Consider the following 17230-nt stretch of genomic DNA (forward strand, 5'->3'; position numbering starts at 1 on the left):
TCAGACCCCGGTCGTCGAGCCGGGCCGGACGATCATCAACACCGTCACCGCGGCCCACAGCAGGTTGAACACGCCGGTCGCCATCGCGAGCCGGCCGATCTTCTGCCGCACTCCCACACCGGCCCCGGATCCGGTCTCGGACTGCGCGGTGACCTCGGCCAACAGGCTCTGCTGACGGGGGAGCACGACGAAGGCGAGTACGAGGGCCGCCACGAGGGTGAGGCCCATCGACACGATCAGCCAGGCCTGGGAGAGGACACCCATGGATGCGGCCGTCATCATCCCGAGCACGGGTACGGCGATCCCGAGGGCGGCGTAGACCCGGGAGATGCGGCCGAGGACCGCCAGCCGCGTGGCGGCGTTCTCGTTCCGGCCGTCCAGCGCTCGGCGCGCCTCGGCGGGGAACATGCTGGTGGCCACGCAGATCGGCCCGATCGCGACGATGGCGGCCAGTACGTGCAGCGAGAGCAGAACGGCGTTCACCTGGATCGACGACCTCCCTGTTTCAGTCCGTCTGAAACCGAGTTGCAGTCTACCTGCAACCGGGGGAAGGGCCGTGTGGGGTGGATCGCATCGCCGTTGGACGGGTGCGTTCGCAGGGCTCGCCTATGGATGCAGGACGATCTTGCCGACGTGGTGCCTGCGGGCGAGTTCCTCCTGCGCCCGGGCGGCTTGGTCCAGCGGGAACGTCGCGGCGATGACGGGCTGGATCTCGGCGTTGCGAGCCATGGCCATGAGGAGGTCGAAGTGTGTGGGCGTGTGCATCGCGGAGCCGATCACCTGTGTGTTGTGCAGGTAGAGGCGGCGCACGTCGAAGGCCACGTCGTATCCGCCGAGGGCACCGGCGACGACCCACCGGCCACCTTCGCGCAGCAGCGGCAGGCCCGCACCCACCAGCTGCCCGGCGACGACGTCGAGTGCGACGTCGATGCCCTCGGGGGCGGCGGCACGGATCTGCTCGACGACGTCCCGAGCGCGATCGACGACCTCGTGCGCCCCCGCAGCGCGCACCGACCCGATCTTGGATCCGCTGCTGACGGCGACCACCCTCGCGCCGCGCGCGCGGGCGATCTGCACCAGTGCCACGCCGACACCGCCGGAAGCCCCGGAGACCAGGACGGTCTCGCCCTCCCGCAGTCGACCCCGTTCGATCATGCCCAGCGCCGTGCCGTACGCGGTCGGCAGCGTCGCGAGTTGGTCGTCGGTGAGCGGGGAGTCCGTCACGTCGTGCACCTGCTTCGCCGGTGCGGTCACGTACTCGGCGTAACCGCCGTCGCGTTCGCTGCCCATCAGGCCCACCGGGTTCGCATCCGGCCCGTCGGCGTCGTAGATCGCGGGATCCACGACCACCCGGCGGCCCGCGAGGCTCGCGTCCACGTCGGACCCGACGGCGGCGACCTCGCCGGCGACGTCCGCGCCCTGGATGCGCGGGAAGTCGATCGGGCCTCGCCAGCCCGACCGCGCCTGCGGGTCGTCCGGGCGTCCGTAGGCCCCCTCGCGGGTCCACAGGTCCGTGTTGTTCAGCGCAACGGCGCTGACGCGGACCAGGACCTCGCCCGCCCGCGGGGCCGGCACGGGTACCTCCGCCGGTTCCAGGACGTCCGGCCCTCCGTGCTGGGCGATCCGCATCGCGCGCATGGTCTCGGACACAGCCATCCTCTTCCTCTCTGTAGGGCTTCCCTCGCCACGCGGCTCCTCGCGCTGCACGAGGGCGCTCTCGCCACCCGACCGCTCGCGCTGGACACCCTGCCCGAATGCACCGCGCCGGCACGAGACCTCGTTCGCGCGAGCATCCGGGCCGGCGCAACCGGCGGCTGAGCGCCGTGCCCGGCCGCGCAGGCGGCACCGTGGTCAGGAGCGAGGCTCGGGACCGTCGGCCCGGAGGAGCTGTGCCAGTAGCGGGCCCAGCGCGGTCGCTTCCCGCTCGGGCAGCGCCGCGACCAGCCGCCGGTCCGCGGCGACGACGGTCTCCATGCCGGCCGTGCGGAGCCGACGCCCGGACTCGGTGAGGTGCAGCTCGGCCGTCCGGCCCCGGCCGGACGGGGTGCGGCGCTCGACGGCCCCGAGCGCCTCGAGCTGCCGCAGCGTGGCCTGCATGCTCTGCACGGTGATGCCCGCGCGCCGGGCGAGCTCGCTGTACGACAGTCCTGGTTCCCGCCCCAGGTGCCCCAGCGCGGACAGGTGCCGGAGCGAGAGCCCCGAGGCGGCGAGATCGCACTCGATCTCGGCGCGCAGCCGCCGGCCCAGCGTCATGATCAGGATGGCCGGGCTGAGAGCGGGCGGGGCATCCCCGACCGGCACCTCGACCGCCGTCCGCTCAGTCATCGCCCGAGTCTGCCATCCGGTGGGTCGGGGGAGGGCGGTGTCGAGCGCCGATCGTCCCGGCGAGTAGGAACGGTGCTCATGAAGATCGTCAAGTTCGAGGTCGTCCACGTGCGGCCGCGCCACTCCTTCCTCCGGCTGCACACCGACGACGGGATCGTCGGGATCGGCGAGGCCTGTCTGGAGGGGAAGGCGCGGGTCGTGCAGGCGGCGCTGCGCGAGTTCGAGGAGCTCCTGGTCGGCCAGGACCCGCGCCGCATCGAGCACCTGTGGCACCTGATGTACCGGTCGACGTTCTACCCGAGCGGGTCGATCCTCTGCAGCGCGATCTCGGCGGTCGACCAGGCGTTGTGGGACATCCTCGGCAAGCACCTGGGGGTGCCGGTGCACGTGCTCCTCGGGGGTGCGGTGCGCGACCGGGTGCGGGTGTACCAGCACGTCAACGTCGGGGACTGGGAGGCGTTCGACCGGGCCACGAAGGACGCCCACATCGCCGAGCTGACGGCGAAGGCGCGGGCCGCCGTCGCCGCGGGCTTCACCATGATCAAGACCGCGTTGCCGGGCCCGGCGCGGCCGGTGGAGTCACGCGGGTTCGTGAAGCTGCAGGTGGAGCGGTTCGCGGCGCTGCGGGAGGCCGTCGGCGACGACGTGGACATCGCGATCGACTTCCACGGCCGGGTCTCGCCCGCGGTGGCGAAGGTGCTCATCGGTGAGCTCGCGCCGCTGTCGCCGTTGTTCGTCGAGGAGCCGTGCCTGCCGGAGAACGTCGCGGCGATGGCCGACATCGCCCGCTCGACGACGGTGCCGATCGCCACCGGGGAGCGGCTGTTCACCCGGTGGGGCTTCCGCGAGGTGCTGGAGAAGTCCGCGGCGGCGGTGCTGCAGCCCGACCTCGCCCACTGCGGCGGGATCTCCGAGGCGCGCAAGATCGCGGCGATGGGGGAGACGTACTTCGCGGCGCTGGCGCCGCACAACCCGCTCGGGCCGGTGAACCTCGCGGCGAGCGTGCAGCTGGCGCTCACCGTCCCGGGTTTCCTCGCGCAGGAGCAGCTGCACCTGGGTGGCGGGCTCGTGCGGACACCGTTCGAGGTGGTGGACGGGCACGTGGCCGCTCCGACCGCGCCCGGACTCGGCGTCGAGCTGCTGCCGGAACGGGAGCGCACCGAGGAGGACTTCGACGGCGGCTGGACGCTGCCGGTCTGGCACACCCCGGACGGGGCGGTGGCGCCGTGGTGAACGCGCCCTGCGGTTGCCACCCGCCGGGCCCCGGGGGGTGCGGGGTCAGCGCGTGACGGACTGCGCCGCGACGAAACCGGCGAGCATCGCGTACGCGGTGTGGCGCACGGCCTCGTCCGGGGGGAGGAACGCGGGGCTGTGGAGCCCCGCGGGGGCGTCGACGCCGACGAACATCATCAGTGCCGGCAGGTGCGGGGCGTAGAAGGCGAAGTCGTCCGCGCCGCAGGAGCGCAGCGCGGGCGCGGGCCGCAGCCCGAGTGCGGGCAGCGCGTCGGCCGCGTACGCGGCGAGCCCCGGGGTGCGCTGCGCAACGGCTGCTGGACCACGACTCCGGCGAACGTGCGGGCGCCGTGCTGGACACCAGGCGCGGTGACGTGGCCGTGGTGTTCGACTACCGCCGGTACCAGCGCGACGTGGTGGAGCTCGCCGAGCAGTTGCACGAGCGGGGTGCCGTGATCGTGCTGTTCACGGACCGGTGGTTGTCGCCGGTCGCCCGGTTCGCCGAGGCCGTGCTGGCGGCCGACGTCGCGGGTCCGTCGCCGTTCGACAGCCTCGTGCCGGCGATGGCGCTGGTCGAGGCGCTCGTCGCCGCCGCCGTTGATCGGCTCGGGTCGGCCGGGGAAGATCGGGTACGGCTGTTCGGCGAGCTCGCCGACCGCGTCGTGGAAGGTCTCCCGGAACAGGTGAACCGATGATCATCGACTTCCACACCCACGTCGACGACGTGCCCGCGCTCGGTTGGCACCTCGCGGCGTCCGACGTGCTGGCCCAGATGGACGCGGCAGGGGTGGACCAGGCCGTGGTCATGACGATCACCGACGCGCCGGAGGTCAACGAGGACGCGCTGCAGCGGATCGCCGCCACCTGTGCGGCATCCGGGGGGCGTCTGCACGGGTTCGTCCGCGTCCACCCGTGGTACGAGCAGGCGGCCGAGCTGGTGGCCCACGCGCTCGACGACCTCGGCTACCGCGGCGTCAAGCTGCACGGGGTCTCGACGCTCGCCGACCCGGGCGGCGAGCCCGTGCTCCGCGTCCTGCGCGCCGCCGCGGCCCGGCGGGCGCCCGTGCTGTTCCACTCCGGTGACGACCCCTTCGTCACCCCGTGGGAGATCGCCGCCGCCGCAGCGGCCGTACCGGAGGCGACCGTCGTGCTCGCCCACATGGGCGGGTACGCGCACACCGCGGACGCGCTCGCCGTCGCCGAGGAGTTCCCCAACGTCCTCCTGGACACCGCGGCGATGCCGTACCCGGCGGCCATCGGCGCGGCGGTCGAGCGCCTCGGGGCGCACCGCGTCCTGTTCGGCTCCGACGCGCCGGGATGCCCGGTGCCCCTCGAGCTGGCCAAGATCCGGCTCGCCGGGCTCACCGACGCCGCGCAAGCGCTCGTGCTGGGGGAGAACGCCCGCCGGCTCCTGGACGGGGTGGGTGCGTGACCGACCTCCGGGACGACGACCAGGACGACGAGCAGGTCGACGGGCAGGCGATCGACGCGCTCGCACTGCTCGGGCCCAACCGGTACGCCCCCGAGCTCACCTGGCCCGCACTGCGCGACACCTGCCGCGCGCTCGGCGTCGGCCGGGTGGTCGTCGCACCGCCGCTCCCTCCGGACCGCGACCTGGCCCGCGCCGGGCGGCGGCTCGTCTCGCTCGCCGAGAGCACCGCGGCCGACCCGGTCCGCGCCATCCCGCTCGCCCGCGTGGACCCGTGGGAGCCGTCGGCGGCGGCCGACGCGGCCGAGCTGCTCGACTCCGGAGCCCGCGGCGTACTGGTGCACCCGTGGGAGGACAACTTCCGCATCAACGACGTCGGCCTGCTCACCCCGCTCCTGCACGAGCTGCGCGCGGCCGGCGCCCCCCTCGTGGTCGAGGCGGGCTTCCCGTGGGTGGCCGAGCCCGCGCAGCTGGCCGACCTGGCACGCCGCTTCCCGTCCGTTCCGGTGGTCGCCACCAGGGGCGGGCACATGAACATGAGCGGGCTCTCGGGCGCCGCCATGCTGGCGGCGCTGCGGCAGGCCGCCAACCTGCACGTGCTCACCAGCGGCGTCTACCGGCAGGACTGGCTCGAGCAGGTCGTCGGTGCCGTCGGCGCCGACCGCGTGGCCTACGCCTCCCACGCTCCCGTGTTCGATCCCCGCCTCGAGTTCCTGCGGCCGCGGGCGTTGCCCGAACCGGCGACGCGACAGGCGGTGCTCGCCGCCACGGCGACCCGGCTCTTCGAGCGGTAGCACTGCGGCGCGGGGGCGTTGGTGACCATCGACCGGCACGGGAAGACCCGCGTCGGGTGAGCCCGGGTGCTCAGGCCGCGGCGCGCGCGGCGAGGGGTCGGCGGCGCAGGCCGGGGTCCGCGAGGGCGGGCGGCTGGAAGGCCTGGTCGAGAACGCCGACGTCGGTGCCGGGCGGCACGATCTCGTCGATGCGGTCGAGCACGTCGTCGGAGAGGGTGACGTCCACGCCTGCGAGCAGGTCGTCGAGGTGCTGCTCGGTCCGTGCGCCGAGGAGCGCGCAGGTGACGCCGGGGTGGGTGATGGCGAACGCCATCGCGAGGTGGGTCATGGGCAGGCCCGCCTCGGCCGCGAGCGGGACGAGCGTCTCGACCACGTCGAGCCTGCGCTCGTCGGAGAGGTGCCGGACCATCCCGGCGCGCTTCAGGTCGTTGTGGTCGCGGCGTACGCGGCCGGTGAGCAGTCCCTGGCCGAGCGGACCCCAGACCAGGGTGCCCATGCCGAAGCGTTGCGTCGTCGGCAGGACCTCGCGCTCGATGCCGCGGTTGAGGATGGAGTAGACCGGCTGCTCGGTGTGGAACCGCGCGAGGCCGCGCCGCTGCGCCACCCACTGGGCGTCGACGATGTCGGAGGCGGGCGTGCCGGAGGCGCCGATCGCGCGGACCTTGCCGCTGTGGAGCAGGTCGGTCAGCGCGGCGAGGGTCTCCTCGATGTCGGTGCCCGGATCGGGGCGGTGCAGCTGGTAGAGGTCGATGTGGTCGGTCCGCAGCCGGCGCAGCGAGTGCTCGACGGCGGTGACGATCCAGCGCCGCGAGGCGCCCTGCCGGTTCGGGTCCTGCCCGGTCGGGCGGCCGAACTTGGTGGCGAGCACGACGTCGTCCCGGCGGCCCTCCAGCGCCTTGCCGACCACCTCCTCGGAGTCGCCGTAGGCGTCGGCGGTGTCGATGACGTTGACGCCGGCGTCGAGCGCCTTGCGGATGATCCGGACCGAGTCCCGGGGGTCGTTGCCCATGGAGGTCGCGAACATCAGCGTGCCGAGGGCGTAGGGGCTGACCTTGATGCCGGTCCGGCCGAGTGTGCGGTACTGCACGGTGGTCTCTTCCTTCGTGCGGTCGGGTAGTGTAAGCGGAACGTCTTTCCGAAACTATACGGAAGAGCTTTCCGGTTACGCAAGTGGAGGTGGTGCCACGGTGACCACGGAACCGGCGCCGCGTCGGCGCCGCGCCGATGCGCGGCGCAACGTCGACGCCCTGCTCGACGCCGCGCGGACCGTCTTCGACACCTCGGGCGTGGACGCGCCCGCGAAGGAGATCACCGACCTGGCCGGTGTCGGCGTCGGCACGCTGTACCGGCACTTCCCGCAGCGCTCGGAACTGGTGAAGGCCGTGGTCGAGAGCGGGATCGACGCCGTCGCCGATGCGGGCCCCGCGCTCGCCGCAGCCCATGAACCGGCGGAGGCGCTCACGCGCTGGATCGACCGGTACACCGCGCTGCTCGGCACCAAGCGCGGGCTCGCCTCGGCGCTGCACTCGGGGGACCCGGCGTTCGCCGGGCTGCCGGGCTACTTCGTGGAGCGGCTGGGACCGGCCCTCTCGGCGCTGCTCGACGCCGCCGCGGCAGAGGGCGAGATCCGCGGCGACATCGGTGCCGAGGACCTCCTGTACGCCATCGCCCAGCTGTGCCAGCCGGTGCCCGGGCGGGGGCCGGAGCACGGGCGGAGGATCGTGGGTGTCCTGGTCGACGGCCTGCGCCGCGGTGGCGGGCAGCGGCCGCCGTGAGGAGATCGCGGGATCGTTCTCCTACGGAGATCCGGCCGGCCGCCCGTCGCCTCGCACGTGCTCGTGCAGCGTGGCGAGCACCTCGGTGATGGTGCGCCGCATCGCCCCGTCGGTGACCAGGCCGTCGGGCCCGATCGCCGCTCTGGTCATGGATGTTCGGGAACACGCCCGTTCGACGATGTCGGCGCCGACGTAGCCGAGCACCTTCGCGAGTGACGCGTGCGCGTCCGCGCCGCCGGTGGGCGCGGCAGGCGAGGACGCGTTGATCCACGCGACCGGCTTGCGGTACATCTCGCCGCCGCCGACGGTCCAGTCGAGGAGGTTCTTGAAGCTGCCGGGCAGCGCTCCGGCGTACTCCGGCGTGCAGAACAGCACGGCGTCCGCCGACCCGATCTCCCGGCGCAGCTCCGCGACGGCGGGGTGCAACGGTTCGTGGTCGTCGTCGGGGTTGAAGGCCGGCAGCGCGGCGAGGAGCTCGGGACGGGTGGTGGTCACGCCGTCGAGATGCACGGCCTGGGCCGTTCTCAGCACCGCCGTGTTCGTCGAGCCCGTCCGGGTGCTACCCGAGATCAACAGGATGTGGGTGTTGTCCGTCATGACGTCGTCCTCTCACCGGGCCTCCCCGGAGGGCAGCCGCTTCATCCTCGGCGCGCGTGGTGCGTCGGTGCACGCACGACGTGCGGAGAACCGCATTGCGCGGCGGAATGGGGAACATCAGTCTGGAGCGCGTCCACCTCCGAAGGGGAAGATCCGTGAGCGATACCTCCGGAACGTTCGACGACCTCTGGCGGCGAGCCGTCGACGAGCACGGCGAGTCCCCGTTCCTGCTCTTCCGCGCGGAGTCCGGCGAGACGACCGCGTGGACCTACGCGGAGTTCGACGACGTGGTCGCGCGGGTGGCCGGGACCCTCGCCGAGTCGGGGGTGCGGGCCGGTGCGGCGGTCCACCTCGTCCTGCGCAACTGCCCGGCGTTCGTGGCGACCTGGCTGGCGGTCGCCCGGCTCGGGGCCTGGATGGTTCCGGTCGACCCGGCCTCCGCGGCCCGCGACATCCGCAGCCAGGTCGCGCGCGTGCGCCCGGCCGTGTCGGTCGTGGCCACCGCCCGGCTCGACGCCTTCCGCGAGGGTGCGGGCGAGGGCGGGCTCGCGGTCGTCGAGCTCGCAGAGGACGCCTCCGACCTGCGGGCCGGCGCGCCGCTCGTGCGTGGTGCCCCCGTGCTCGGGTCCGCCGGGGCGGCGCCGGGGGACCGGCTGGCGGTGATGTTCACCTCCGGCACCACCTCCGAGCCGAAGGGTGTCGAGCTCACCCACGCCAACTACGTCTGCGTCGCCGCCGCGATGGCGGCCGCCGCGCGGCTGGAGCCCCGGCACCGCTGGTTCGTCACGCTGCCGCTCTTCCACGCCAACGCGCAGTACTACTGCTTCGCACCCGCGATCCTGGTGGGGGCGAGCGTGGCGGTGACGGCGTCGTTCTCCGCGTCGGGGTGGGCGCCGGCCGCGCGCGAGCTCGGCGTCACGCACGCCAGCCTGTTCGCGGCACCGATCCGGATGATCCTGGCGCGCTGCCGGGAGGGGGAGCCCCCGCTCGCCCTCGAGCACGTCTGGTTCGCCCAGAGCCTCGGGGTCGAGCACCACAGGGCGTTCGGCGAGCTCGCCGGCGTGCCGCCGCGCCAGCTCTACGGCATGACCGAGACCGTCGCGATCGTCACGGCGGATGTCCGCGAACCCCCGGCGCACGACGTCATCGGCCCGCCGATCCCCGGGCGCGAGATCCGGCTCGTCGACGCCGTCGACGGTTGCGACGTCGCGGCCGGCGTCCCCGGCGAGATCTGGGTGCGGGGTGAGCGGGGCCGGGACCTGTTCGCCGGCTACCTCGACGCCCCGGAGATCAACGCGAGGGCGTTCACGCCCGACGGGGACAGGTGCTGGTTCCACACGGGTGACCTGGCCGTCCGCGAGGGCGACGGCGCGCTGCGCTTCGTCGGCCGGGTGGACGACGTCATCAAGGTGTCCGGGGAGAACGTCAGCCTCACCGAGGTGGAGGCGGCGGCCGCCCAGGCCCCGGGGGTCCTGGAGGTCGCGGTGGTGGCCCGGCCCGACCCGGTGCGCGACCAGGTACCGGAGGCCTACGTCGTGGCGAAGGACAGGAGCGCCCCACCGTCGGTCGCCGAACTGGAGGACTGGGCCGCCCGCAACCTCGCCCCCGCCGCCCGGCCGCGCGCCTGGCACCTCATCGACGAGCTCCCGCGCACGAGCGTCGGGAAGGTCCGCCGCTTCCGCATCACGCGGTGATCCGCCGGGTTCCAGCTCGCCGACGGGTTCAGGACCGGCCGACCGGCCTCGGTGCGGAAGCCGGGGTGCGGTCCGCGCCGATGGCGACCCCGACGATCGTGCAGGGCTCGGTGCCGTCGTTGCGCCACGCGTGCCGGGTGCCGTTCTGGATGACGACGTCCCCCGCCCGCACCACCGTCTGCTCACCGTCGTCGAGCTCGAGCGTGGCCTCGCCCGCGACGACCATGACGTAGTCGATGCTGTCGGTGGTGTGCATCCCCGGGGCGTCGGGCTCCATCCTGGCCATCGCACCCGGCATCTGCCGCTCCAGCTCGGCCGAGGCCGCGGCCCGATCGAGGTCCGGAGGTGGGACCAGCTCGCCCGGCGGGAAAGTATTGATCATGAAGCGGGATCCGTCCCGCGGCGGGTAGTACGCCTTGGCGGGGTGTGGCGAGCCGTCGTCCGGGAACGTGGGCCGCTCGTCCCGGCCCCACAGCCGGTAGATCGCACAGCCGGGCATCAGCTCGGACGTGATGGGCTCGACCTCGCGGTCGTCGACCACGCGGGCCCTGCCCTCGCGGTCGTGTCCGGTGACCACCCGGCGCACCGTCGTGCGTGCCATTCGACAACCCCTTGATACTGAGGCGTATTGATACTGGAGCGTATTGATACGCCACCGTATCCTCGGGGCGAGGTGCCGTCAATACGCCGGCGTATCCTGTGCCGGTGGTGAACGAGTCCAGTCGGCTGTCCGCGCAGGACTGGGCGCGGGCCGCGCTGGAGGCGATCGCGGACGGCGGGCTGGCCGCGGTCGCGGTCGAACCGCTTGCGCGGACGCTGGGCGTGACCAAGGGAAGCTTCTACGCCCATTACCGGAACCGGGACGAGCTGATCGCGGCGGCGCTCGCTGAGTGGGCGCGCAGTCACGGCGAAGGCGGGCTCGCCGAGTTCGCCGCGATCACCGATCCCGAGCGGCGGTTGCGGGAGCTGCTCGCCGCCGTCGTGCACGCCGTCCAGCCGCTGGCGCCGTCGGTGCACCTGAGCCTGCTCGGCGACCGCAACGACCCACGGGTGGGCGACGTGGTCCGCCGGGTGAACAGGGCCCGGCTGGAACTCCTGACGCGCACCTACCGCGAGCTCGGCCTGCCGCCGGACCGGGCGGCGTCCCGGGCCCGGGTGGCCTACGCGGCCATCCTCGGGCTGTTGCACCTGGCCCAGACCGACCCGGACGGCCCGCACTCCGCCGTGCTCGCCGACGAGGCGACCGCGGTCTTCCTCCCGTCATGACGGTGCCCGCCCGCTGAGATCGGCCGACCGGGTGATCACCCGGATGACGCAGATCACACCTGCCGAAGGGCGGGGAGTCCCGAGCTGGGGTGCGCTCCGCCGATCAGCCGAATCACGGCCGGCCACAGGGCGTTGACCAGGGCGGAGCTTCCCGCCGGGTCCCGCGGCCGTCGACGGCGCAGCGGCTGGCCTGGCCGATCGGGCCTCCCCGGGATGCGTCACGATCACCCGTCGGGACGATCGGACGATCGTCGTCTCAGGGGGGATTGATGCACACGTGTCGAGGACGTGCGTCGTCGGAGCGGCTGTCGTGAGGGCTGCGCGGGGTGAACGCGCTCGCACGACCGGGCACGAGGTGCGGTTGGACGCTCGCCCGGGCGGGAGGGCGGCATGACCGCGCACCGCACCGCCCGGCGCCGACTCGCCCGGGTCATCGTCGCGGGCTTCGTCGTCGGCGCGCTCGCGCTCCCCGGCACGGCGGGATCGGCGGCCGCGGCGGCAAGCCCGGGAACGGCGGTGGCCCCGGCCACCTCGCCCCACGACGACGGCGGTTCCGGCGGCGGACGCAGCAACCCCGACGGCGGCGGGCACGGTAACGACGGCGGTGGCAACGGCGGTGGTGGCAACGGCGGTGGCAACGGCGGTGGCAACCGCGGTGGTGGCGGGGGAGGTGGCAACGGCGCGGGCCACAGCGGCCCGTCGCAGCAGGAGCGGGACGAGCAGCGCAGGCACGAGGCGGAGCAGAAGCAGCGCGAGCTGGATGCGAAGCATGCGGCAGAAGCGGCCCGCAAGGCCGAGGAGCAGCGCGCAAAGGCCGTCGAACGCGCCCGCAAGGATGCCGCCGAACGGGCCGACCAAGCGGCGAACGCCCGCCGGTCGTGGGACGAACGCGGCCGGCCCCGTCAGATGGTCACCGTCCGCACCGACCGCGTCGAGGTCGTCGACAACGGGCGGCTCGCCACGCTCGTGCCGCGACGCCCCGGTGCGCTGGACCTGCAGGCGCTCGACCGCATGCTGCCCGCCGACTGGATCACCGTCGACGGCGACACGGCCGGCGTGAACACGACCATCGTCCTGACCCCCGGCGTCAACTTCGAGATCACCGACATCCCGACCGTCCGCCTCAGGGGCGGGCCGGATCCGGCCGACGCCGCCGTCATCTACACGGGCAGCGGCCGGCTGACGCTGAAGAACGTCACGCTCGCGGGCGTCGACGGGGGTGGGCAGCCACTCCCGTTCGACGCGGCCGGCAGGCCGTTCGTCAACGTGTCCGGCGAGGGGCGGTTCGACGCGACCGACGCCACCATCACCGACATGGGCCTGCCCGCGCGCGGTGAGGAGAACGCGCGGGCGGCGATCTCGTTCAGCACGGGGAGCACCGGGTCCCTGGTCCGCACGACACTGCAGCGCAACACCATCGGCGTCGACCTCTCCGGCACGCAGGGCGTGCAGCTCGACGGTCTCACCGTCACCGGGTCGGAGGGCGACGGCATCCTCCTCGACGACGACCACGGCACGCGCATGGCCAACGTGCGCGCCGAGGGGAACGGCGGCAACGGGGTGCTCGTCAGCGGCGACGTCGCCGACCGCCCGATCACGGGCCTGAGCACCCAGGGCAACAAGCTCTACGGGCTGGTCGTGACCAAGCAGCAGGGCGTCCAGGTCAGTGGCATCAGCACCCAGGCCGACGAGGCGGGCGGTCTGCGGTTGAACCAGGCCGCCGACGTCACCGTGACGGACTTCTCCGCCACCGACCAGCCGATCGGCATCTTCACCCACGTCGGCAGCACCGGGATCGTGATCGACAACTTCCGCGCGAGCGGCGGCAGGCGCGGCGTGGTGGTCGAGAAGAGCACCCACGGCCTGGAGCTGAGGAACTCCACGATCGAGGGCTCGCGGGTCGCCGGTGTGAACATCGGCGGCAAGGAGATCCAGGTCAACGGCGTGCACGTCACCGATGCGAAGGCGGGCGTGCGCATCGAGCGCGGCGCGGCGCACATCCAGCTGACGGGCCTGACGATCGACGGTGGCCGGGACGGCGTCGTCTCCTCGGCGGGGGCGCAGGACGTCGCCATCACCGACCTCACGGCGAACCAGGTGGAGGACGGCGCGCTGCGTCTCGCCACGCCGGACGCCGTCGTCAGTGGCGGCACGATCAACGGCGGGTCCACGGGCATCCAGGTCACCGGACCCGCCACGATCACCGCGGTCGCGATCAACGGGCCCACCGCGGGCCTGCGCGTCCGCTCGCCCGAGCCGGTGCGTGCCGAGAACGTCGCGATCGAGGCCACCGACCTGGGGCTCGACGTGTCGCCCGGGAGCCGGTTCGTGCTCGCCAACTCGAGCGTGCACGCGCTGGAGGCGGTGCGCGGGGTGTTCATCACCGAGGGCGTGAACAACATCAGCCTCCCGCCGCTCAACCTGCTGGCCGCCATGGGCCTGCCGCTGATCCTGCTGGCCATCGTGCTCGAGCAGGTGCACTCGTTCCGGCAGCGCAAGCTGGGCGGCGACAAGCGGCACAAGCCCCCGGCGATCCCGGCCGAGGCCGCCTGAGCACTGCCGGGATGTCGCCCCCCGGGTTGCTGAGCGACACCATCGCCGAGCGGGGAGCCCTCCCGCCCGGCGAGGTCGTGGCCATCGGTGCCCGGTTGGCACGCTGCGCGGGTCACCGCCCGGACGTCGCTGATCACGGGCAGCAGGTCGTCGACCCGATCTCCGAGAGCGACCGTTCGCCCTCGGTCACCGAGCGGGAGGGAGGCCGGCGACGTCGGGGGCGACCTGGACGGTGACCCCGCGCTCCCGGAACGGGGCGAGCGCCGACTCGGGTGCACTGCTGTCGGTGACCAGGGTCCAGCGTTCCGGCAGCCGGGCCCATGCGTGGAACGGGCGGCGGCCCAGCTTGGCGGCGTGGGCGAGCACGTAGACGTCGTCCGAGCGTCGTGCCATCAGCTGCTTGAGGCGGGTCTGCTCGAGCGCCGCCTCGCAGATGCCGTCTTCGGCGGTCACCCCGTCGGCGCCCAGGAACACCCGGTCGAACGTGAGGTGCTCCAGGGCGGCCTCGGTGAGCGGGCCGACGAAGCCGTGGCTCACGTGCCGCAGCGTGCCCCCCAGGCACTCGACGCGGATGCCCTCGACGTCGGCGAGCACCTCGAGCGTGGTCAGGCCGGTGGTCGCGACGGTGAGGTCCGTCGCGGTGCGCAGCTCGTTCGCGACCGCCGCGACGGTGGAGCCCGCGTCGAGCAGCACGGTCTCCCCGGGACGGACCCGGCCCGCCGCCCACCGCGCGATCGACCGCTTGGCCCGGTACGCCTCGCCCGCGCGCTGGCGCAGCGACGCCTCCGGGTGCGCGGTCAGCGCCATCGCCCCGCCGTAGGTGCGGGCGATCTTGCCCTGGGAGGTGAGCTTGGCGAGGTCCCTGCGGATGGTGGACGGGGTGACACCGAACGCGACCGACAGCTCGTCGACGCTGGTCAGGCCGCTCGTCACGGCCAGCCGCAGAATCTCGTCACGCCGGGCGCGCGAGCCCCCGTCGCGCCCCGCGGACGACCGCGTGCCGTGCATCTGCCCTCCCGCCGGTCACCAGCCCGCTGGGCCGCGTGGCGCAGGGCCTCGAGCATGCTACCGGTCCGGACGGCGCCGCGACCCGGTTCCGCGCCGCCGATGATCGGCCGGCCAGTTGTCCACCGGGACGACGTGGACCTCCTCCGTGTTCGATCTCGAACTGCGACGCATCACGTCGATCTCGAGGCTGTGGGCCCCGGCGCGCGTTCCGCGGAGCGCACCCGACGCCGCCGGGCCGCATGGGCCATCAGTCCGCGTCGGCGGCCTGGATTCCCGCTTCCCGGGAGCGGGCGACCGCCTCACCGTTCGACCGCGCCCACTCGGTCAGCATCGCGATGGGCTCCTCGAGGGAGCGCCCGAGCTCGGTGAGGCCGTACTCGACCCGCGGTGGTGCCTCGGCGTAGACCCGTCGCTCGACGAGACCGCTCGCCTGCAGCCGGCGCAGCGTCTGCGTGAGCACCTTGCGCGAGACGCCGCCGATCAGCTCCACGAGCTCGCCGTGGCGCAACGGGCCCTTGCTCAGGGCGAAGATCGTGACCACCGCCCACTTGCTGGCGATGATCTCGATGGCCGACCGGGCCGGGCAGTCGCTGAGGAACACGGTCCCGGGGCGGAGGCTCACGAACCGAAGGTTACCGATCGGTACCCATCGGCGCCCTAGCGTCGTGCGGAGCGTGCACCGATCCGAGAGGAACTGCCATGTCCACCTCGCACACCCCCTACGTCCTCGTTCACGGCGCGTGGCACGACGGGCGGGCGTGGCACCGCGTCGCTCCGCTGCTCGCGGCGCGGGGCCACCGTGTCTTCGCGCCCTCGCTGACCGGCCACGGGGACAAGGCGCACCTGCTGGGTCCCGAGGTCGGTATGACCACCCACGTGGACGACGTCGTCGGGCTCATCCTCGACGAGGACCTGCACGACGTCGTCCTCGTCGGCCACAGCTACGCCGGGATGGTGATCTCGACCACGGCGAACCGCATCCCGGAGCGCCTCGCCGGTCTCGTGTACGTCGACGCGGTGGTGCCTGCGCACGGCGAGACCGCCGTCGACGTCATGCCCGTCACCCAGCTGATGATCGATCGCGCCGCAGGTGGCGACGAACCGTGGCGCATCCCGCCGATGCCGGAGCTCCCGGCGCCGCGTGGCCTGTTCGGCGTGACCGACCCCGCCGACGTCGCATGGCTCAGGAGCACGCTCGGCGACGAGGCGGTCCGCTGCTTCACCCAGCCCGCCGAGACGGACAACCCCGCACAGGGCGCGATTCCCCGCACCTACATCCTCTGCGTCGGCGACGAACCCGAGGGCATCACCCGCCGCCCCGTCCCCGCGACCCGGCCGGACGGGGAGCCGACCCGGATCCACGAGCTGCACAGCGGGCACGACTGCATGATCACGCGGCCCGCCGAGCTCGCCGAGCTCCTCCTCGAGAGCGCGGTGGCGTCGGTGGCGTAGCCCGTCAGAGGTGGAGGAGCGCCACCGGGAGCGCCGCCGGGTCAGGGCTTTCGCGCGACCCCGCCGAGCAGCGCGACGTCGGAGTCGTTCTTGACCAGTGCCGTGGCGAAGTCGTCGGGCCGCCACTTGTGGACCTGCACGACGCCCGGCTCCAGCAGCTCCCAGCCGTCGAAGAAGCGCTCGACCTGCGCCTTCGTGCGATGCTTCAGCACCTCGCCCCGCTCCCGGTAGGCCCGCTCCACGGTTGCGGTCCCCGCAGGGTCGAAGTCGCCGGTCGCGGTGGACATCGCGAAGTAGCTGCCCGACGGCACCGCGTCGAGCAGCCGTCGCACGACCCGGTGGGCCTCGTCCTCGTCGTCGATGAAGTGCACCACGGCGATGGCGAGCAGGCCGACCGGCTCGGTCAGGTCGAGCGTGGCGGTGAGCTGCGGCGCCGCCAGGATGGCGTCCGGCTCGCGGAGGTCGGACTGGACGTAGGTGGTCCGCCCCTCCGGGGTGCTCTTCATCAGGGCCCGCGCATGGGCCAGGACGATCGGGTCGTTGTCGGTGTAGACGATCCGCGCGGAGGGCGCGACGGCCTGCACGACCTCGTGGAGGTTGGGGGAGGTGGGGATGCCCGTGCCGATGTCGAGGAACTGGCGGATGCCCCGCTCGGCGGCGAGGAACCGGCCGACGCGGTGCATGAAGGCCCGGTTGGACCGCATCGAGATCTGCAGGGTCGGGAACGTCGACATCGCGGCCTCGGCGGCGGCGCGGTCGCGGGCGTAGTTGTCCTTGCCGCCCAGGACGTAGTCGTAGATCCGCGCTCCGTGTGCCCGACCGGTCTGCAGATCCACCTCGAGGTCCCGTCCCGATGGCACGTCCACGTGCCTCCGTCCCTCCCGCGCTGTCGCCGTACCCCGCCGATCCTAGGGGCGCCGGGACCGCGCAGGACGGCCGCGATCCCGGCCTCGACGTCGGCACCAAGGCCCGAGGACTTCTGGGCCCATCAGCGTGAACGAGGAGCGCGACTGAGGGGTTGCTGAGGCGGAGCGGAACCACGGAGGGGGTGCTCCTCGTCTATCCCGGGAGCGTGCCGCCCGGCGCGCACGTCCTCGGGAGGTC

19 protein-coding genes are annotated in these 17230 nt (G+C 73.3%); 9 read left to right on the forward strand and 10 right to left on the reverse strand.

Annotated features, from left to right (window positions below; translation table 11 throughout):
• The 3 genes from ABEA81_RS04665 to ABEA81_RS04675 form a co-directional block, all read right to left on the reverse strand.
• Positions 1 to 483 (reverse strand): DUF2269 family protein, encoded by a 483-nt coding sequence (locus tag ABEA81_RS04665; RefSeq protein WP_345603508.1) that lies wholly within the window; start codon positions 481 to 483, stop codon positions 1 to 3.
• 123 nt (positions 484 to 606) lie between these two features.
• The gene (locus ABEA81_RS04670; RefSeq protein ID WP_345603509.1) at positions 607 to 1656 is read right to left on the reverse strand and encodes a zinc-binding dehydrogenase; all 1050 of its coding nucleotides are present in this window, start codon (positions 1654 to 1656) and stop codon (positions 607 to 609) included.
• 195 nt (positions 1657 to 1851) lie between these two features.
• Positions 1852 to 2325 (reverse strand): MarR family winged helix-turn-helix transcriptional regulator, encoded by a 474-nt coding sequence (locus ABEA81_RS04675; RefSeq protein ID WP_345603510.1) that lies wholly within the window; start codon positions 2323 to 2325, stop codon positions 1852 to 1854.
• Positions 2326 to 2403: 78 nt separating this feature from the next.
• On the opposite strand from ABEA81_RS04675, the gene dgoD reads away from it, so the two are divergent.
• A complete protein-coding gene (gene dgoD, locus ABEA81_RS04680; protein WP_345603511.1) occupies positions 2404 to 3558 on the forward strand; it encodes a galactonate dehydratase in 1155 nt (384 codons plus the stop codon).
• Between the two features lie 45 nt (positions 3559 to 3603).
• Here dgoD and ABEA81_RS04685 read toward each other — a convergent pair whose 3' ends face one another.
• Positions 3604 to 3735 (reverse strand): hypothetical protein, encoded by a 132-nt coding sequence (locus ABEA81_RS04685; protein WP_345603512.1) that lies wholly within the window; start codon positions 3733 to 3735, stop codon positions 3604 to 3606.
• A gap of 80 nt (positions 3736 to 3815) precedes the next feature.
• On the opposite strand from ABEA81_RS04685, the gene ABEA81_RS04690 reads away from it, so the two are divergent.
• The 3 genes from ABEA81_RS04690 to ABEA81_RS04700 are packed head-to-tail and all read left to right on the forward strand — an operon-like array spanning position 3816 to position 5781.
• Entirely contained in the window at positions 3816 to 4253 is a 438-nt protein-coding gene (locus ABEA81_RS04690; RefSeq protein WP_345603513.1) for a MurR/RpiR family transcriptional regulator, read from the forward strand.
• Positions 4250 to 4990: an amidohydrolase family protein gene (locus tag ABEA81_RS04695; protein ID WP_345603514.1), complete on the forward strand. Its 741-nt coding sequence runs from the start codon at positions 4250 to 4252 to the stop codon at positions 4988 to 4990. The genes ABEA81_RS04690 and ABEA81_RS04695 overlap by 4 nt, the downstream gene beginning before the upstream one ends.
• Positions 4987 to 5781 carry an amidohydrolase family protein gene (locus ABEA81_RS04700; protein ID WP_345603515.1) on the forward strand — a complete coding sequence of 265 codons (795 nt, stop codon included), beginning with the start codon at positions 4987 to 4989 and terminating at the stop codon, positions 5779 to 5781. Before ABEA81_RS04695 ends, ABEA81_RS04700 begins: the two co-directional genes overlap by 4 nt.
• A 70-nt stretch (positions 5782 to 5851) precedes the next feature.
• On the opposite strand, the gene ABEA81_RS04705 is transcribed toward ABEA81_RS04700, so the two are convergent.
• Positions 5852 to 6868, reverse strand: coding sequence for an aldo/keto reductase (locus ABEA81_RS04705; protein WP_345603516.1), 1017 nt, complete (start codon positions 6866 to 6868; stop codon positions 5852 to 5854).
• A 100-nt stretch (positions 6869 to 6968) separates the two neighbouring features.
• Between ABEA81_RS04705 and ABEA81_RS04710 the strand changes: the two genes are divergently transcribed.
• Positions 6969 to 7556 (forward strand): TetR/AcrR family transcriptional regulator, encoded by a 588-nt coding sequence (locus tag ABEA81_RS04710; protein ID WP_345603518.1) that lies wholly within the window; start codon positions 6969 to 6971, stop codon positions 7554 to 7556.
• A 21-nt stretch (positions 7557 to 7577) separates the two neighbouring features.
• Here ABEA81_RS04710 and ABEA81_RS04715 read toward each other — a convergent pair whose 3' ends face one another.
• The gene (locus ABEA81_RS04715; RefSeq protein ID WP_345603519.1) at positions 7578 to 8153 is read right to left on the reverse strand and encodes an NADPH-dependent FMN reductase; all 576 of its coding nucleotides are present in this window, start codon (positions 8151 to 8153) and stop codon (positions 7578 to 7580) included.
• Between the two features lie 155 nt (positions 8154 to 8308).
• On the opposite strand from ABEA81_RS04715, the gene ABEA81_RS04720 reads away from it, so the two are divergent.
• Complete coding sequence (locus ABEA81_RS04720; protein WP_345603520.1) at positions 8309 to 9847, forward strand: class I adenylate-forming enzyme family protein; 1539 nt, start codon at positions 8309 to 8311, stop codon at positions 9845 to 9847.
• A gap of 28 nt (positions 9848 to 9875) precedes the next feature.
• Here ABEA81_RS04720 and ABEA81_RS04725 read toward each other — a convergent pair whose 3' ends face one another.
• The gene (locus ABEA81_RS04725) at positions 9876 to 10448 is read right to left on the reverse strand and encodes a cupin domain-containing protein (RefSeq protein ID WP_345603521.1); all 573 of its coding nucleotides are present in this window, start codon (positions 10446 to 10448) and stop codon (positions 9876 to 9878) included.
• Positions 10449 to 10552: 104 nt separating this feature from the next.
• On the opposite strand from ABEA81_RS04725, the gene ABEA81_RS04730 reads away from it, so the two are divergent.
• Together ABEA81_RS04730 and ABEA81_RS04735 are read left to right on the forward strand one after the other, a co-directional pair.
• Positions 10553 to 11113: a TetR/AcrR family transcriptional regulator gene (locus ABEA81_RS04730; RefSeq protein ID WP_345603522.1), complete on the forward strand. Its 561-nt coding sequence runs from the start codon at positions 10553 to 10555 to the stop codon at positions 11111 to 11113.
• 390 nt (positions 11114 to 11503) lie between these two features.
• On the forward strand, positions 11504 to 13666 hold the full coding sequence (locus ABEA81_RS04735) for a right-handed parallel beta-helix repeat-containing protein (protein ID WP_345603523.1): 2163 nt from the start codon (positions 11504 to 11506) through the stop codon (positions 13664 to 13666).
• A 186-nt stretch (positions 13667 to 13852) separates the two neighbouring features.
• Here ABEA81_RS04735 and ABEA81_RS04740 read toward each other — a convergent pair whose 3' ends face one another.
• Positions 13853 to 14674, reverse strand: coding sequence for a DeoR/GlpR family DNA-binding transcription regulator (locus ABEA81_RS04740; protein ID WP_345603524.1), 822 nt, complete (start codon positions 14672 to 14674; stop codon positions 13853 to 13855).
• Between the two features lie 247 nt (positions 14675 to 14921).
• Positions 14922 to 15296 carry a winged helix-turn-helix transcriptional regulator gene (locus tag ABEA81_RS04745; RefSeq protein ID WP_345603526.1) on the reverse strand — a complete coding sequence of 125 codons (375 nt, stop codon included), beginning with the start codon at positions 15294 to 15296 and terminating at the stop codon, positions 14922 to 14924.
• Between the two features lie 77 nt (positions 15297 to 15373).
• Between ABEA81_RS04745 and ABEA81_RS04750 the strand changes: the two genes are divergently transcribed.
• A complete protein-coding gene (locus ABEA81_RS04750; RefSeq protein ID WP_345603527.1) occupies positions 15374 to 16126 on the forward strand; it encodes an alpha/beta fold hydrolase in 753 nt (250 codons plus the stop codon).
• A 41-nt stretch (positions 16127 to 16167) separates the two neighbouring features.
• On the opposite strand, the gene ABEA81_RS04755 is transcribed toward ABEA81_RS04750, so the two are convergent.
• Positions 16168 to 16962 (reverse strand): SAM-dependent methyltransferase, encoded by a 795-nt coding sequence (locus tag ABEA81_RS04755; protein WP_345603528.1) that lies wholly within the window; start codon positions 16960 to 16962, stop codon positions 16168 to 16170.
• Positions 16963 to 17230 lie beyond the last annotated feature (268 nt).

The sequence above is a fragment of the Pseudonocardia adelaidensis genome (assembly GCF_039543345.1).
In the GTDB taxonomy this organism is placed as follows: Bacteria; Actinomycetota; Actinomycetes; order Mycobacteriales; family Pseudonocardiaceae; genus Pseudonocardia; species Pseudonocardia adelaidensis.

What these genes read in the sequence shown, in the direction of transcription:
- ABEA81_RS04670 (WP_345603509.1), bottom strand. Translation starts at nt 1,656, where the DNA reads ATGGCTGTGTCCGAGACCATGCGCGCGATGCGGATCGCCCAGCACGGA.
- ABEA81_RS04675 (WP_345603510.1), bottom strand. Translation starts at nt 2,325, where the DNA reads ATGACTGAGCGGACGGCGGTCGAGGTGCCGGTCGGGGATGCCCCGCCC.
- dgoD (WP_345603511.1), top strand. Translation starts at nt 2,404, where the DNA reads ATGAAGATCGTCAAGTTCGAGGTCGTCCACGTGCGGCCGCGCCACTCC.
- ABEA81_RS04685 (WP_345603512.1), bottom strand. Translation starts at nt 3,735, where the DNA reads ATGATGTTCGTCGGCGTCGACGCCCCCGCGGGGCTCCACAGCCCCGCG.
- ABEA81_RS04695 (WP_345603514.1), top strand. Translation starts at nt 4,250, where the DNA reads ATGATCATCGACTTCCACACCCACGTCGACGACGTGCCCGCGCTCGGT.
- ABEA81_RS04715 (WP_345603519.1), bottom strand. Translation starts at nt 8,153, where the DNA reads ATGACGGACAACACCCACATCCTGTTGATCTCGGGTAGCACCCGGACG.
- ABEA81_RS04725 (WP_345603521.1), bottom strand. Translation starts at nt 10,448, where the DNA reads ATGGCACGCACGACGGTGCGCCGGGTGGTCACCGGACACGACCGCGAG.
- ABEA81_RS04735 (WP_345603523.1), top strand. Translation starts at nt 11,504, where the DNA reads ATGACCGCGCACCGCACCGCCCGGCGCCGACTCGCCCGGGTCATCGTC.
- ABEA81_RS04740 (WP_345603524.1), bottom strand. Translation starts at nt 14,674, where the DNA reads ATGCACGGCACGCGGTCGTCCGCGGGGCGCGACGGGGGCTCGCGCGCC.
- ABEA81_RS04750 (WP_345603527.1), top strand. Translation starts at nt 15,374, where the DNA reads ATGTCCACCTCGCACACCCCCTACGTCCTCGTTCACGGCGCGTGGCAC.